This is a genomic window from Enterococcus sp. AZ126 (assembly GCF_051714545.1).
Classification (GTDB): domain Bacteria; phylum Bacillota; class Bacilli; order Lactobacillales; family Enterococcaceae; genus Enterococcus_L.
Map to the genome: position 1 here is coordinate 613231 of NZ_JBIOSB010000001.1, position 16675 is coordinate 629905.

General features: G+C 35.9%; 12 protein-coding genes and 2 riboswitches. Of the genes, 1 reads left to right on the plus strand and 11 read right to left on the minus strand.

The genetic code is table 11. The features are described 5' to 3' along the window. Positions 1-19: 19 nt before the first annotated feature. On the minus strand, positions 20-622 hold the full coding sequence (gene thiT, locus IGI43_RS02980; protein WP_438756345.1) for an energy-coupled thiamine transporter ThiT: 603 nt from the start codon (positions 620-622) through the stop codon (positions 20-22). 54 nt (positions 623-676) lie between these two features. Then, positions 677-774: riboswitch (TPP riboswitch) on the minus strand. A gap of 227 nt (positions 775-1001) precedes the next feature. On the opposite strand from thiT, the gene IGI43_RS02985 reads away from it, so the two are divergent. Further along, complete coding sequence (locus tag IGI43_RS02985) at positions 1002-2513, plus strand: helix-turn-helix domain-containing protein (RefSeq protein WP_438756347.1); 1512 nt, start codon at positions 1002-1004, stop codon at positions 2511-2513. Between the two features lie 132 nt (positions 2514-2645). On the opposite strand, the gene IGI43_RS02990 is transcribed toward IGI43_RS02985, so the two are convergent. The 10 genes from IGI43_RS02990 to IGI43_RS03035 all read right to left on the minus strand — a co-directional run bounded on the left by IGI43_RS02990 (position 2646) and on the right by IGI43_RS03035 (position 16397). Further along, positions 2646-2912 carry a hypothetical protein gene (locus IGI43_RS02990; RefSeq protein WP_438756349.1) on the minus strand — a complete coding sequence of 89 codons (267 nt, stop codon included), beginning with the start codon at positions 2910-2912 and terminating at the stop codon, positions 2646-2648. A gap of 31 nt (positions 2913-2943) precedes the next feature. Continuing rightward, a complete protein-coding gene (locus tag IGI43_RS02995; RefSeq protein WP_438756352.1) occupies positions 2944-3471 on the minus strand; it encodes an HdeD family acid-resistance protein in 528 nt (175 codons plus the stop codon). 179 nt (positions 3472-3650) lie between these two features. Next, positions 3651-4622 (minus strand): diaminopimelate dehydrogenase, encoded by a 972-nt coding sequence (locus IGI43_RS03000; RefSeq protein WP_438756353.1) that lies wholly within the window; start codon positions 4620-4622, stop codon positions 3651-3653. 93 nt (positions 4623-4715) lie between these two features. Then, positions 4716-6287, minus strand: coding sequence for a phosphatase PAP2/LCP family protein (locus IGI43_RS03005; protein WP_438756354.1), 1572 nt, complete (start codon positions 6285-6287; stop codon positions 4716-4718). Positions 6288-6531: 244 nt separating this feature from the next. Then, positions 6532-6698, minus strand: a riboswitch (M-box (ykoK) riboswitch). A gap of 171 nt (positions 6699-6869) precedes the next feature. Beyond that, positions 6870-8717 carry an ABC transporter ATP-binding protein gene (locus tag IGI43_RS03010; protein WP_438756356.1) on the minus strand — a complete coding sequence of 616 codons (1848 nt, stop codon included), beginning with the start codon at positions 8715-8717 and terminating at the stop codon, positions 6870-6872. A 15-nt stretch (positions 8718-8732) separates the two neighbouring features. After that, positions 8733-11114: an ABC transporter ATP-binding protein gene (locus IGI43_RS03015; RefSeq protein WP_438756357.1), complete on the minus strand. Its 2382-nt coding sequence runs from the start codon at positions 11112-11114 to the stop codon at positions 8733-8735. Then, positions 11114-11560, minus strand: coding sequence for a MarR family winged helix-turn-helix transcriptional regulator (locus tag IGI43_RS03020; RefSeq protein ID WP_438756358.1), 447 nt, complete (start codon positions 11558-11560; stop codon positions 11114-11116). The genes IGI43_RS03015 and IGI43_RS03020 overlap by 1 nt, the downstream gene beginning before the upstream one ends. A 388-nt stretch (positions 11561-11948) precedes the next feature. Beyond that, a complete protein-coding gene (locus tag IGI43_RS03025; protein WP_438756359.1) occupies positions 11949-12800 on the minus strand; it encodes a PRD domain-containing protein in 852 nt (283 codons plus the stop codon). 23 nt (positions 12801-12823) lie between these two features. After that, on the minus strand, positions 12824-14287 hold the full coding sequence (locus IGI43_RS03030) for a glycoside hydrolase family 1 protein (protein ID WP_438756360.1): 1464 nt from the start codon (positions 14285-14287) through the stop codon (positions 12824-12826). 271 nt (positions 14288-14558) lie between these two features. After that, positions 14559-16397: a beta-glucoside-specific PTS transporter subunit IIABC gene (locus tag IGI43_RS03035; RefSeq protein WP_438756361.1), complete on the minus strand. Its 1839-nt coding sequence runs from the start codon at positions 16395-16397 to the stop codon at positions 14559-14561. Between the last annotated feature and the right edge of the window lie 278 nt (positions 16398-16675).

Genomic DNA, 16675 nt, shown 5'->3' on the forward strand with positions numbered 1-16675 from the left:
TCTCCCCATTTAAATCATACTAGTCAACACTATTGTCATGCTGACTCATTCGTGACATATTTGTAGGAATAAATAAAGTAGGATTGATTTTAAGTAGTAACAATAAGACAACTGCAGTTACGATTGCTGTAGCTAAGCCACTTGCCCCATTCATCACAAGTGAGAATAACCAAGGATTCATGCCCCAAAGCGCAAAGCTTCCCCAAAATATAATGCCCGCAATAAAATGCCAAAAATAACGCATAAGCGTACCAAAAAAAGAAGCATAAATAATAATCCGACTACTCTTCCTGTAGTCTTTAGCTCTGATCGTTTGTTGCAACTTTCCACTATAAATTCCTGCAAATCCTGCAAAACCAAAAGCCAAAATATACTCAATGATCACTTGAACAGGCATCAAATAATAGACTTGCGCCGTTGGAAAATGCAACAAACCCCAGATAAACGCAGAAAAGAATCCTGCTTTGGCTCCTCTTCGTAACGCATAAAGAGTGATTGGAATCATGCCCAGTGATATTGAAAAACTACTCCCGATATTCGTTGGAACAAATGACAAAACCATTGCGATTGCAGCAACGATCGTGCCTTCGATCCAAACACGTAATTCTGATGTTCTTTGCATAAAAAAACTCCTCCTTGTAGAACGACCAATTCACAAAGGAGGAGTAAAAGTATCTATTTACTCCATCACAATTCCTACGCTCGTACTAACGAACAGGTTCAAGGGTTTAGAGTTATTACTCATTCTCAGCCATGGCTCCCCTTTGTGATGGGTTCTATTTAATTTTTTGAGGTTATCCTCTTTAGAGATAACGAAATTAGAGTACCATGAAAAGTTTAAAAAGTAAAGCAACCTCTGTTTATCAATATCTGCATTTTACGTTGACTATTTTTATGAAAAAAATTTGAGAATAAGGGTCCTAATTACCTTTTTTCTTAAATAAATGGTACATTAGTAGTAACTAAACTCTTAGTTCTAGATAGGGTAGGAGGATCACAATATGGAAGATGACATTTTTGACTTACTAGAAGAACCTAATAAGGTGATGTTAAATTTACTTGAGATTATTTCAGAAAGCCATAACTGGTACAGCGTCAGTGAGTTGAGCATACGATTAAGTATGGTAGAACGAACGGTTCAACGATATATCCATCAATTGGAAGATGCTGTTGCTCAATATAATGAAGTAAAAGATAATTATATTCAAATAAACTACGAAAAATATAATGGCATACAACTTGAAACGCAATCAGGAAGTAACTATATGGAGTTCAAGACCTATCTTTTAAGTAACGATGAAACAATGCAAGTGCTGAAAAAGATCCTGTTTGAAGAATTTTATTCCGTAAAGAAATATGCTATGACGTATTTTGTTAGCGAAAACTCAGTTCGTAAAAGTTTAAAGAAAATCAAACAATTTCTAAGTTTATATGACCTGTCATTATCCCGCAGCACTTTTAAACTAGAAGGTGAAGAAAAGAAAATCAGAATTATTACGTATATAATTGGCTGGGTAACATTTAAAGGGGTCACTTGGCCATTTGATGCGATTGATCAACTAAAAGTTTATAATACAGTTGATCGTTTTTCAAACATATACAAAATAAATTTTTCTAATGTCCATCGAAAACAAATGGCTTATATGCTTGCAGTGAATTTAATCCGTTTTAGAAAAAATCACATTATTAAATTAGAACCCGATTGGAAAAATTATGTCAATATTCAAGGCTTATTACAAACATTACCTTTATTGGCAGATGTAGCAGATGAATACCATATTCATGTAGAATCTGAGATTTATTTTTATGTATTACTGTTGCAAATGAAGATTAAAGTTTTTGAGTCTGATGATTTAAGACATCGAATATTTTCTTATCATGAGAAATGCCAGTCCGATATTTTCAATGCTACAAAATTATTTGTCGATCGTTTTCATGAACGACTTATAGCGATTCCTGAGGAGTTAAAGGATCGTTTTTTTCTAACAAGTTTTTGTGCTCATCTTTATTGCAAAGTATTTAATCAGCTTCATGTTGATATTGATGGCCATCAAATTTCAAAAGAGACGGATTATGATTACCCAACTTTAAAAGAAAATTTAAGTTATTTTATTCAACAATTATACAAAGAAAGTGGCCATGTTTTGTTTTTGGAAAAAGAATTCCTCATACAAAAATATTTGTTACTGTTCTCCTCAATTTCGCCACTTAATTATTATGAACCAGCGATTAGAATATTTTTAGATAGTGACTTACCATTTTTTGTTAAGCAAAATATTATGACAAAAATAAATGATCGATTTAAATATGATTTCAATATTCAATTTCAAAAAGATCAAGTACTTCACCAATCGGATATTATCCTTACAAATATTCCGAATACAACTATGGAAGAACAACGTTTTACGTATAAAGTACACTTGTTTGATTTCCCAATTAAATTAAGAGACTTTATCGAAATTGAACGGAAGCTCAGATTAGTTGCACTGGCGAAAACCCAACCTTCTTCTTAGTTTATAACAAATTGAGATTGAGACAGCAGTGTTTAACTCCAAGAAAAAATAGCGCTTCTAAAGAAAAAAATGAGTCAAAACAGTCATTCATTTAGTAGAATGAATAGCTGTTTTGACTCATTTTATTTTCTATTACTCGTTGATTGCTAGAATTTGTGCCAAGTATCCTTTTACAATTTGCTCAGATTCTTCTTCGTTGTATTCTTTATAATAATTGATTTCATGTAAAATTCGTTTCACTTCATATATTGCTTTTTTCTCTTCGAACCAAAGTTTCATACTTCGTCTTTTACTCGTTTCTTCGTTTTCTTTTATATATTCTACTTCCACATCCAGTATTTCTATAATTTTTGCAATGCGAGCAATCACTTCAAATTCTTTATTTTCATTATATAGCATGGTTTTGATACTCCTTTCAATTTGGCGCATTTTAATTTTTGTTCATTGCATATTTCAATCTGGTTATTCCAAATAATAAAAAACTAATCCCAATCCAAAAGATAAGTGTCAAGGCTGAGATTGTAGGATTAAATAAAAAAAGAAAGCCGATGATTATCCCTAAGCTATTTACTACGAATAAGGAGTTTCGATAAACAGTGTTTAACTCTTTTGCCTCAACTATTCTAAAGCAACGTATGCTAAAAAAAAGAATCAACCAAGTAGCAAAGGCAAATGGTAGTACAAACATTCCCAGTGTCAAATGAGAAAAAAAGAAGGTACCAATTAAAAGATCAATGATTCCGATCAACGCAATCAAATTAGAATAATAACCACTCCATTGTTTCATATTTTTATCTGAATAAAGTTCAAATATTCCTTTTAGAATGAGGACGATTGAAAAGAATATAACGAGTAGTCTTAAAACGGTTACTGGGTTTTCAAAAGTAAATATGGCTAGTCCAATAAAGCTCATTCCAAGAATAAAAGAACCAATCTTACCGTATTTGATCCAAGCCATATGTCTGTCCTTTCTTTTTTATACATTGATAACGGCTATACTAACTTCATATTCTTAGTATAGAGGATAATGAGCTTGTTATTCTTTCACATCCTGTCGCATGATACGAAATAAAAAAAAAGAATAGTAAAACAAAACTTATTAGGTTTTGCTTTGCCATTCTTTTTTATCTTTTAGACTTATAATAGTTCTCTTCTTAATTCCTCATCTGTCTGATTAGAGAGGTACTTAGGCGCAATATCAAAAACTGTATAAGCACCAAATTGTTTTTCCTTAGACAAACGAACACACGCTCTAGCATAAGCTACCAGTACACTTGCGGTAAATTCAGGATTACTTTCAAGTTGTAAATTATATTCGATCACTTGTTTCGTCTTTTCATTCGTTCGCCCAGTATGCAAAACTGTTCCCCCATGCGGCATGGTCTTGTGATCACGATCTAGCTCATCTTTTGAAATAAAATGAACCTCAGTATCATAATCAGCAAAATAGTTAGGCATCGAAACAATTTCCTCATAGATCTTTTCTTCAACTGCGCCTGTTTCAAGTACAACAAAACATTCTCTACTATGTTTATCTCGAGTTGTCAAATTTAGTTGTTCACCCGATTTCAATTTTTCGATGACTTCACTATTTGGAATCGTATATTGAACAGCATCTGCTACGCCTTTTATTCGTCTTAATGCATCAGAATGTCCTTGGCTAACGCCTTTTCCCCAAAAAGTACTCGTCTGTCCAACCGGCAAAATACTTTGTGCGTATAAGCGATTCAAACTGAATAACCCTGGGTCCCAACCAGTTGAGATAATTGAGGTTGTTTGATTTTCTTTAGCCACTTGATCTATTTTTGCAAAATGTTCAGGTATTTTAGCATGTGTATCAAAACTATCAACAGTATTAAATAACTGCGTCCATTCAGGGGTTTGGATCGGTAAATCAGTTGCTGATCCCCCACACAATATACAGACATCGATCTCAGCTTTTTTATCTTTGAGTTGGTCCATAGTAAACGCTTGACCTCCTTGTGTTTGGACTGTTTCAGGAGCTCTTCTTGTAAAGATGCCGACTAATTCCATATCTTTATTTTGTTTTATAGATAGTTCAACGCCACGTCCCAGGTTCCCGTACCCGATAATCGCTATTTTTATCATACTTACATTCCTCCACTTCTATATGTCAAATTATATCAAAAGTGAAAGTCATTTGACAATCCGAAGTTGAATACGTTCCATTCCTATAGGGAATTACTCTAAATTCAATTGTGTTTTTAATTGTTTGATAACTTTTTCTTTTTCTTCTTCTGGAATGCTTTGATAAGAAATACCTTCTTCACCAGTATACCCATCTCCTGTAAAACCTTCCCCTTGCATTTGGTAACTTTCGATGTTGTCTAGGGCTTTTTGATAATTTTTCATCAATAACATCATTTGATCCAATGTCATATCTGTTTGTCCATTGTCACCAATGACATCCAATAACTCTTGGTAACGAAAAACACTCTTCATTGACATCAATTCTTTCGTCAACTGAATCGTTACTTCCCGCTGTCTCTTTTGTCTGCCATAATCACCTAAGGGATCTTCATAGCGCATTCTTGCATACTGTAATGTTTCCCAGCCACCTAAATGTTGTTCTCCTTGTGGATAATGAATTCCTTCTGCGTCAAACTCAAAATCATTATTCACTGTGACACCACCCACAGCATCACTCAATGCAGCTAAACCATCCATGTTGATAACGAAATAATGATTGATCGGGATATCTAAATAATGCTCGACCGTATCGATCATCATTTCATCACCGCCAAATGAATGCGCATGATTGATTTTATCATACACACCCTCTTTTCCAACAATCTCTACATATGCGTCTCTGGGGATACTTGTAATTGTCGTCTTTTTTAATTGATCATTGACGGTCACAACCATAATCGTATTGGCCCGAAAATCCGTTTTACGCTTTGAATCATTTGCGATACCTAGTAGTAAAAAACTAACAGGTTCACTATTTCCGAGTTTTACAGGTTTGGTTTCTCGGTTCAGTGGTTGGTATATTTTATCGGCTGTTTTTTGAACATTTTTAAATACGGAAGCTCCATAGGCAGAAGCTCCAGCAACGATAAGTAACACGAATGTCAGAACACCTAAAATCGTTCTTTGTATAAATCTTTTTTTAGCATCTGATGTCGAAAATTCTCTGTTGATATAAAACTTATAAAGACAAATATAGGAAAGATTCACCCATGCAAAGCTTAATGAAAAACCTGCAATCACATCGCTTGGATAATGAACTCTTAAATAAATTCGACTTAATCCAATTAAAAGCACATAAATGATCAAGGCAATCTTTATCTTTTTGTATTGCTTTGGATAAATCGTTTGTGCAATCAAAATAATTGAACACGCCAAACACATAGCTAAAAGCGAATGACCGCTAGGAAAACTATAAGAGGTTCTTTCTGCTAATTGATTCACATTAGGTCTTGGTCGAGCCACCAGATGTTTAAATATAAATCCAAATGCACTCACCACGAAAACATTGCTGATCATCCAAAATGCCAGTAATGTTTTCTTTTTTCGCCAAAGAGTAAATGCTACTATCAAGCTTATAATAAAAATCGGCCCGATTGTCGCAGTTTTAGCGAATAAATTTACAATAGTTGTCATTGTCTCATTTGGTTTCCAATTAAATTGATAGATCGCTGCATCTAATTGATTAAACCATGGAACATTCTGAACAACTAAAAAGGTCAATGCTGAAAATAGTAAGATACTCAAAATAGCAGGGGTAATTTTTTTTTCTTTCAACGTATACATGTCATAAATCCCTTCATTCTTATATTAAATAACATTGTTAGCTCAAAGTCAGTATTTACAACACTAATAAAAAACGCTGTAACTCACTTGCCTTGCAAATAAAAGCATGAGTCCAGCGTTTTTTCGTCAAACTACACTCTTGAAAACACAAGCAGATAATAAGACGTTACACAATTAGTAAATCAAGTCCATATTTACCAAAAGAAAAAAGCCAAACATTTTTTTCCTAAGACGTTTGACTTTCAATCAATCTCATCGTCTGAGTTTTAGCACTATACAACGTAAAGAAAATTCTTAGCTATTTTATGAAAAGCCTTAATTCGACAATTCCTGTTTTACACATTGGCGTCTTTCGACGTTTCTGCGCAATAGCTTATGTTTGTATAGGAGCCTCACCTAACAAGGTTATTTATCTATTTAATTTACTAAATAATACCGTTAGAAAGCATTTTTTTCAAGTTATTTTTAGCGTCTTTATTTTTTCTTAATTTAAATCCAAGGGAATTTAGAAAATGTCATTCTATTGCATAAAAAGAAACGACATCAAAATAGTTTTGATCGTCGCTTCTTTTTAACTATATTTTACTCATCTACCTCTTCAAACTGTGAGTTATAAAGTGATGCGTAGTAGCCATCTTGAGCAAGTAATTCTTCATGTGTTCCTTGTTCTTTAATATCACCGTCTTGCATGTAAAGAATTTTATCTGCATCTTTGATCGTTGATAAACGATGCGCGATAACGAATGATGTACGACCAGCCATTAAGTTATTCATCGCACCTTGAATCAGTCCTTCTGTTCTTGTATCAACAGAGGATGTTGCTTCGTCAAGTATCAAGATCGGTTTGTCAGCTAAAATTGCACGAGCAATGGTCAAAAGTTGTTTTTGACCTTGAGAGATATTTGAAGATTCTTCATTCAACTCCATGTCATAGCCGCCAGGTAATGTTTGGATGAAGTGATGAACGTGTGCAGCTTTGGCCGCTTCATAAACTTCTTCATCTGTTGCATCTAAACGACCATAACGCAGGTTTTCCATGATAGTTCCTTTAAATAACCAAGTATCTTGTAATACCATCCCAATATTTTTACGCAAATCTGCACGGTTAAAGTCTTTGATATTGTGTCCATCGATTTTGATCGCACCAGAAGTCACGTCGTAAAAACGCATCAATAATTTAACCATTGTTGTTTTACCAGCTCCAGTTGGTCCAACGATGGCAACTGTTTGGCCTGGATCGACATGTGAACTAAAATCATTGATGATGATTTTATCAGGTGTGTAACCAAAACGAACATGTTCAAAGTCAACCATTCCTTTTGCTTTATCGATTTTGACTGGATTTGGAACAGTTTGATCTTCTTCATCTTCTTCAAGAAATTCAAAAACACGTTCTGCTGCTGCAGCCATTGATTGAAGCAAGTTAGATACTTGAGCTAATTGAGCAATAGGTTGTGTTAGGTTTCGAACATATTGAATAAACGCTTGGATGTCCCCAACTGTGATCGTGCCGTTATACGCTAAGATCCCACCAAGAATCGCTACCGCAACATAACCAAGGTTACCTACAAAGTTCATGATCGGTTGCATCAAACCAGATAGAAATTGAGATTTCCACGCTGATTTGAATAAGACATCATTTTGTTTTTTAAACTCATTAAGAGAGTTTTCTTCATCATTGAATAGACGCACGATGTTATAGCCACCGATTGTTTCTTCGACCTTACCATTGATTACACCAAGATATTCTTGTTGTGTTTTAAAGTATTTCTGTGAATTTTTTACAACGATCATAATCAAGAGCATTGAAATCGGTACAATCAAAATCGCAATACCTGTCATTTTCACAGAAATGGAGAGCATCATTATAATGACTCCAATAATAGTGAAGACGGAGGTGATCAGTTGTGTGATCGATTGGTTTAATGATTGACCCAATGTATCCACATCATTTGTGATACGGGATAAGACTTCACCTGTTGTACGGCTCTCAAAGTAATTCATTGGCATGCGATTGATCTTCTCAGAGATTTCTTTACGCATTCGATAGGTGATTTTTTGTGAAATCGTCGACATGATCCAGCCTTGCAGAATTCCAAAAGCTGATGCGACTAGGTAAAGCCCCAGCATAAATAGTAAGATCCCACCTATTTTACTAAAGTCGATGCCGCCAGTTCCTTGATACTTTTTGATTAATCCATTGAATAATTCTGTGATCGCTTGTGATAAGATTTTTGGACCCCAAATATTAAAGACGGTTGAAGCAATTGCAAAAATCATTACAAAGAAAACAGGAATTTTATATGCACCAATATAAGAGACTAATTTTTTTAATGTTCCTTTAAAATCTTTGGCTTTTTCCACTGGAGCAATTTGTCCAGGACCGCCGCCGCGACCGCCACGTGGGCGATTTTGTTGTTGTTCTGCCATTATATTTGCTCCCCCCTACTCAGCTTCTTCTATGCCTAATTCAGCATTGCTCAATTGTGATTGGGCAATTTCTTGATAGACAGTTGATGACTTCATTAATTCTTCGTGTGTTCCGTGATCGACGATACGACCTTCGTCCAATACGATAATGTTATCCGCATGAAGAATCGTAGAAATTTTTTGCGCGACAATGATTTGTGTAGCCCCTTTGATATTTTCAGATAATGCTTTTCGTAAGGCTACATCCGTTTTATTATCAAGTGCTGAAAATGAATCATCAAAGATCAATATATTAGGATCTTTCGCCAAGGCACGAGCAATCGATAAACGTTGTTTTTGTCCACCAGAAACGTTCGTTCCACCTTGAGAAATTTCTCGGCCATAGCCTTTTTCATTTGAGTCAATAAATTCTTCTGCTTGTGCAATTTTAGCAGCTTTTTCCATTTGTTCATCTGTTATATCAGCATCACCAAATTTAATATTTGATGCAATATCACCTGAGAATAAGATTCCTTTTTGCGGTACAAACCCGATAATATCGTGCAATTTGTGCAAGCTGATATCACGAATGTCTATTCCATCAATCGTGATTCGTCCACCTGTTACGTCAAACAGGCGAGGAATCAAATTAACGATTGTTGATTTACCTGAACCCGTCGAACCGATCAAGGCTGTTGTTTGACCTGGTTTTGCTGTGAAGTTGATGTGATGTAACACGTCCTTATCAGCATCACCATAACGGAATTCTACTGCTTCAAATTTCACTTCACCTTTAAATTCATGATCATCTTTAGGATTTTTCGGATCTTTGATTGTTGGTTCTGTTTCAAGAACTTCTTCCACACGGCCAGCTGCTACATTGGCACGAGGTAGAATAATTGATACCATTGACAACATCATAAATGCCATAACGATTTGCATTGTATAGGTAATAAAGGCCATCATATCCCCAACTTGAAGTTGACCGTTGTTTATATTGTGTCCACCGACCCAAACGATCAAAACAGAAATACCATTCATCAATAGCATCATGATCGGCATCATGATCGACATCGCCCGGTTAACAAATAATTGAGTTTTCATCAAATTAGTATTGGCCACATCAAAACGTTTTTCTTCAAATTTTTCGCGTGAAAAAGCACGAATAACAGGTAAACCAGTAATAATTTCACGAGAAACTAAATTCACTCTATCGACTAAATTTTGTAAGGCTTTAAACTTCGGCATTGTTGTTAAAAGTAAGCTTATTACTAAAATTAAAACAGCACCCACAGCTACACCGACGATCCAGCCCATTCCCGTTCCAGTTCGGTAGACATTGTAGATCCCACCAATACCTAAGATCGGCGCATATAATACGATACGCATGATCATGACGATTCCCATTTGCATTTGTTGAATGTCATTGGTATTTCGCGTAATCAATGAAGCTGGAGAGAATTTATCCATTTCCGTATTTGAAAATTGCAGCGTACGTTCATATTGACCCACACGCAAGTTTCGTCCAACAGATGCAGCAACTAATGCAGCGATCAAGCCCACAATGACTGCTGCTACAGCGGAAAGGAAAGTTAAAAGAACCATTTCTGTTCCTGTTTTAATCATATAGTCCGTTTGAATTTTTTGTGTATTCATGTCCAGTGCTTTATATTCGGCTAGTGTTAATTGAATTCCTACCGTTTTCATAGAATCCGCGCCTAAATCACCTAAGCTTTTTTTCGTCTCTTTACGAGCTTCTTCGACTTTGGCAGGTAAAGCATCTGTCTTTGCCTTGATTGAATCAGCTAAGTTTTTGGCTTCAGTTCCTTTGGCTTGGGCTTGAGCCGCTAAGTCTTGTGCTTCAGTCCCTTTTTCAGTTGCAGTCGCGATATCTGTAGCAGAAGCGGCAGCGGCACCTGCAGCTTTGGCTTGTTCCCCTAAGCTTGTTGCCTCTTCACCAAGTTGCTTGGCCTTAGTAGCGTCTTCTCCAATTGTTTTATAATCTTCTATAATCGCTTTTGCTTCACTAGCGTTCGATGAATCTTTTGATTGGGATGATGCAAGCATCATCATTGGTAAGTTAAAAATGTCTGCTAATTTTGCTTCTGTCATCCCATCTTGAAGATTTAATTTATAGACTTCAACTTCTTTACCATCAATTTTTTCAGTTGTTAGTTTATAATTTTCTTCAATTGTTTTTTTCTCATCATCTGTCATGAACATTTCGATTCCCTGAAGAGATGTTTTCCTGATTTTTTCAGGTGTGGAGTACTCAAGCCCTCCTTGTTGAATACCGACATCGACGATCCCCGATGTTAATCTTGGTAAGCTTAAATCACTACTTGCCTGCACAACTAAAAGCACAAGAACCGCGATGACCGCATACCAGTATTTGCCAAGATATTTAAAGATCTTCACTATTGGTCACCTTCCTCTTTCTGGGAAATTTGTTGGGAGTAATCTACGAATTTCGCAGTCAGCTCGATGAACTGTGCCGTATCTTTTTCTCCCATGAGTTTAAAAATTTGAACAATCTTATCGCGCATTTCTTTTTTTTGAATTTTAGCGGCTTTTTTCCCGCAATCCGTTAGCGTAACATTAATACGACGACGATCATCTGGGTCCATCTTACGTTCGATTTGACCCTTTTTTTCTAAACTACCTAGAACAACTGCAATACGAGCACTGGATAGGTTCAATGATTCAGCTAGATGCTTTGGACTAGTTGGTTCACCGTAACGTTCAAGAAATTTGATAACGATACTTTCACCTTGGTTACTCTTTTCAAGTCTGCTAAATGCACTATGTCGATTTTGAACCATTAGACGCATAAGTTCTTGTTCGGCCTTTTCTGCGTATGACATATGACTCCTCCTTTTTTTAAAATAATTACTTTCTACCACTAATAGCTAATAGTATTAGTAACTAATGCTGTTTGATATTAACGCAAATAGCTTTTATTGTCAATAGGATTTGAGTAAAAAGAATAATGAATACGGTTTTATTTAAAAAAATTAAAATTGTGTTCTATCGTTCATTTTTAATTGGCATATATTTTTGATAAAAAAAAATCTAGCAACGTCATTATTCAACGTGACCAGATTTTTTAGTTTCCTTAATTACTGAAACGAATTAAAGTAAGTGGTAGTAAAGTAATAGCTAATCTATTCCTTTTACTTTCAACACAGCTATTGCGAATTCTTTGTAGCATAATTAAGAGCCTCAAACCAAGTTCAACTTATTGAGAAAAGCCTAGTTATTCTCAATCGCTGAATGATTCATTAAACGATTAATATGGACACCTAAATAGACGAGTTCATTTTCTGGTATCTGTGTTGAATAGGTTTGATCAATATAATTCTTCACCTTCGTAGCACTATCCATGGCACCTGGATAGAGGGACCACATTTGGCGATACAATTCATCTTCTTTTTCCTGAAGCAGTCCTTCACTGAAAAAACGATCGACAAAGAAACGGACATGGGTGATGAAACGTGTATAATGTATTGAATTCGTATCGATTTCTTGACGCAAGGAATAACGAACCATATTAACGATCGTACCCACCAGTTTGGCTTTTTTTAAGCCATCTTGATCCTCATGTTTATTCGATTGTGCATTGATCAAATGAAAGGCAATATTCGACGCCTCTTCATTTGGCAATTCAATCTTGTACTTTTGCTTGATTTGTTTTAAAGCCATTTCACCAATATAAAATTCTTTTGGGTAATAATTTTTAATTTCCCAATATAATCGATTGGAAATAACCAGACCTTTTTCACTACGTTCTACAGCAAAGTGTAAGTGATCTGAAAGAGTTAAATAGATGCTGGTATTCAATTGGTAGGGTAATTCTTCTTCAGCGATTGCAACAATTTCTTTCGTGATTTCAAAAAATTGTATTGGTATTTCATCAACTAATTCAGCAAATTGAGAAGATTTTTGTTCTTCAATCGGTAGGAAAATTTTGTCTACTAAAGAATCAGAGATAATATCATCGATTTTTTTGTTGTAGCCAATCCCTTTGCCCAAAGCAATCATCTCTTGTCCATCCTTTTCAACAAGTACGACGCTTGAGTTCAATACTTTTTTTACTAAGATCATTAAGAGCCACTCCCTGTCTACGACTACGCTAAACTTGCACCATTTGTTGCAATCACTTCTTGATACCAATTGAAGGAATCTTTTTTAGAGCGATCATATGTGCCATTTCCTTCATCATCAGCATCCACATATATAAAACCATAGCGTTTGGACATTTGTGATGTTCCTGCGCTGACTAGATCAATTGGTGCCCAACTTGTATAACCAATCAAATCGACCCCTTCATCGATAGCTTCTTTCATTTGTTTGAAATGTGCTTTAAAATAGTCAACACGATAAGGATCATGGATCGCACCGTTTTCCACAATATCTACCGATCCCATGCCATTTTCTACAATCATCAATGGAATATTATAACGGTCATATAATTCAATCAAAGCAATTTTTAAGCCTTTTGGATCGATTTGCCAACCCCAATCCGTTGAAGGTAAATAAGGATTTTTAACACCTAAAACGGTATTGCCAGGTGTTCTTTCAGCTTCAGGATCGCCAGATTCTGCCATCGACATATAGTAGCTAAACGAAAGGAAATCGACCGTATTTTCTTTTAAAATCTGACGTTCTTCTGACGTTATTGTAATAGTGATCCCTCTATTTTTCAAAGCAGCCTCTATCATTTTAGGATACTCACCTTTGACTTGAACATCCGTATAAAAATTATTTTCAAGATTTTTCTTTAACGTTAATTCGACATCGATCGGTGCACAAGTTAATGGATAAGTCATTAATTTAGTTAGCATACAGCCTACTTTGTTGTTAGTATTTTTCTCATGGGCTATTTTTGTAACAAGAGCACTAGCGACAAATTGATGGTGCAACGCTTGGTAAATTTCTTGTTCTTCTTTTCCTGGTGTACACTTGTCTGGCACGATACCGGCTGTTGTAAAAGGATGACGGTGAATGCTATCGATCTCGTTAAATGTTAGCCAATACTCTACATACTCGCCAAATGCTTCAAAGCAAACTGTTGCAAAACGAACAAAATCATCGATCACGCGACGATTGACCCAGCCATTGTATTTTATGCTAAGTGCGAGTGGCATTTCGTAATGTGATAACGTAACAATCGGCTTGATACCTAAGCGTTTCATTTCTTTAAAAACCGCGAGATAAAATGCAATGCCTTTTTCATTTGGGTGCTCTTCTTCACCTGTCGGGAAAAGTCTTGTCCAAGAAATCGATAAACGTAAAGTCTTGAAACCCAGTTCGCTAAATAAAGCCAGATCTTCTTTATAACGATGATAAAAATCTATCCCACGTCGTTTGGGATACCATTTATCTGTTTTATCAGCGATCGCATCTTCAATTATTGCAGTAGAAATCCCCATATGCGCAGCGTAATCTTTGTTATCGACATGAGGTTTGTAACTGGCAATATCTGCTACTGATAAGCCTTTACCATCAACGTTCCAACCACCTTCAACTTGATTTGCGGCAATTGCGCCACCCCATAAAAAATCCTTTGGAAATGTTTTATTGTTTTGCATAATATCCTCCTAATTTAAAAGCATAACGAGCTCGTTTAGCTTCGACTGGAAAATAGGAAACTAGGTCTGAGACGCTTTTTGTCTCATTCATAGTTTATCTTTTTCCTGAGAAGCTAGCTCGTGAAGCTAGATAACGTAAAAGCATAACGAGCTCGTTTAGCCTCGTCTGGAAAATAGGAAACTAGGTCTGAGACGCTTTTTGTCTCATTCATAGTTTAGCCTTTTCCTGAGCAGCTCGATCCTATAACTAAATCGCTTAAAGCTGTTCTATCTATATAATTGGTACAATTGACAATACATTGGTCTGATTCGTCACTGTTTCTGAATGATGAGAAGATTTCACCTGATAAGATTCTTTATTTGTTACAACACAAACAATCGTGGGATCAAATCCAGCCGCTTTGATCTTGTCCAAATCAAACGCTATCAATTTTTGTCCTTTAGCCACTTGATCACCAACTTTTACAAAAGCTTGAAATCCCTCACCGCCTAGTTGTACAGTATTGAGCCCAATATGAAACAGGATTTCTGCGCCATTACTTGTTTTTAATCCTAAGGCATGCTTCGTTTCAAACACCATAGTGATCTCACCTGATTCTGGCGCAATGAGGATATTATCTTCAGGTATTATCGCAAGTCCATCACCGATCAAACCACTTGAAAAAACATCATCATTTACCTCTGTCAACGCAATAACTTTTCCTACAACTGGACTGACCAATTGCTCTGCATCTGTTTCAGATACTCCTTCAACACCATCTGCCTTCTCCAATGCTACTTCATCTTTGTAGACAACCAACACTGATAAAAAACCGACTACAAAAGATAGTCCCACGGTAACAAACGCCCAAATTAAATTCATTGGATTCGCTTTGTCTACAAACATTGTGATACTAGCCAAACCTGGTCCAACTAAAGCAAACGCTTTGATTGCCATAATTCCTGCAAATCCACCGCCAACTAAGCTTGCAAACATCACACTATATAATACTCGTTTATTTAAAATCGTCACCCCATATAACGCAGGCTCGGTGATACCGAATAACGCCGAAATCCCGGCAGATACTGCAGTAGAACGTAGTTTTTGATCCTTTGTTTTAATACTGACAGCAAAACAAGCGCCTGATTCAGCAATATTATGTGCTAAAGATGCTGGTAGATATAAAAATTCTGCTCCGATTTCACTCATAGAAGAGACAGCATAAGGAATCATTGCCTTGTGCATCCCAGTCACAACCATAAATGGTAGAATCGCTGCCAAAACGGCCGTCGCAATCCAACCAAAATGTGTATATAACCAAATAATGATCGCTGAAAAAATCGTACCGACATTGTAGCCTAATGGACCTAAAATAAGTAATGCAATCGGTACAGTAATCAGTAAACTCATCATTGGTACAAAGAAAATTCGAATTGGTTTTGGTGAGTATTTAGTGAATAGCTTTTCCATTTGTGCGTAAAACAACACCGTTAAAATTGCTGGAAACACTTGTGACGCGTACGCAATATTGGTTATGCTAAAGCCAAGAAAATTTGCCCCGTCTGCCAACAGAGTAGTTAATTCCGGCAAAATCAACGCTCCCACCGCTGACACTGCAACCAGCTGATTTACTTTTAATTTATTCGCTGTTGTCATCGCGACCAATATTGGAAGGAAATATAATGGTGCCCCTCCAATTAAATTAAGAATTTGATACGTTTGGCTTTGATCGTTCATCAGACCGGTTACTGAAGCCAATAGCAACAATGATTTCAATACGCCTCCGCCAGCTATAGCTGGAATGAGTGGTTGAAAAATTGAAATGACAAAATCTAGCAACACGGATCCCCATTTTTGTTTTTCTTTTGGCCCGTCATTTTCAGATAGTTCGCCTAATAGAGACTTCATTTCATCGTAAACTTCAACAACATCGTTTCCAATAATGACTTGGCATTGAACTGTTTGACGTACACCGATCACACCATCTACTTTTTCAAGTTTTTCAGTTTCTACTAATGTATTGTCTTTTAAGGTAAAACGTAAGCGAGTTGAGCAGTGTTCAAGATGTGAAATATTTTCTTTTCCGCCAATCAATTTTAGAATCGACAAAGCAGTTTCTTTGTAGTTCATCACAATTTCCCCTTTATAAGTAGTTACGCAAAATTGGCCAAACTCTACGCAAAAAACAGACAGAAACTAAATAAAACATTCATCAGAGTGAGACTCCTTCTGTTGAAAAATGCTTTATTTAGGTCCTGCCTGCATTACCAGTCACATGCCTGTTATTAATTGATTTCATATTATCATAGTTTTTTTGTAAACGCAACCATTTATTTTAACTTTGATTTTCCCAATTTTTCTGTCCAAACTCAATTGACGTTCATGCTCATAAGTTGTATATAAAAAAC

What these genes read in the sequence shown, in the direction of transcription:
- IGI43_RS03020 (WP_438756358.1), bottom strand. Translation starts at nt 11,560, where the DNA reads ATGTCATACGCAGAAAAGGCCGAACAAGAACTTATGCGTCTAATGGTT.
- IGI43_RS03005 (WP_438756354.1), bottom strand. Translation starts at nt 6,287, where the DNA reads ATGTATACGTTGAAAGAAAAAAAAATTACCCCTGCTATTTTGAGTATC.
- IGI43_RS03035 (WP_438756361.1), bottom strand. Translation starts at nt 16,397, where the DNA reads ATGAACTACAAAGAAACTGCTTTGTCGATTCTAAAATTGATTGGCGGA.
- IGI43_RS02995 (WP_438756352.1), bottom strand. Translation starts at nt 3,471, where the DNA reads ATGGCTTGGATCAAATACGGTAAGATTGGTTCTTTTATTCTTGGAATG.
- IGI43_RS03025 (WP_438756359.1), bottom strand. Translation starts at nt 12,800, where the DNA reads ATGATCTTAGTAAAAAAAGTATTGAACTCAAGCGTCGTACTTGTTGAA.
- IGI43_RS02990 (WP_438756349.1), bottom strand. Translation starts at nt 2,912, where the DNA reads ATGCTATATAATGAAAATAAAGAATTTGAAGTGATTGCTCGCATTGCA.
- IGI43_RS02985 (WP_438756347.1), top strand. Translation starts at nt 1,002, where the DNA reads ATGGAAGATGACATTTTTGACTTACTAGAAGAACCTAATAAGGTGATG.
- IGI43_RS03010 (WP_438756356.1), bottom strand. Translation starts at nt 8,717, where the DNA reads ATGGCAGAACAACAACAAAATCGCCCACGTGGCGGTCGCGGCGGCGGT.
- IGI43_RS03030 (WP_438756360.1), bottom strand. Translation starts at nt 14,287, where the DNA reads ATGCAAAACAATAAAACATTTCCAAAGGATTTTTTATGGGGTGGCGCA.
- thiT (WP_438756345.1), bottom strand. Translation starts at nt 622, where the DNA reads ATGCAAAGAACATCAGAATTACGTGTTTGGATCGAAGGCACGATCGTT.
- IGI43_RS03000 (WP_438756353.1), bottom strand. Translation starts at nt 4,622, where the DNA reads ATGATAAAAATAGCGATTATCGGGTACGGGAACCTGGGACGTGGCGTT.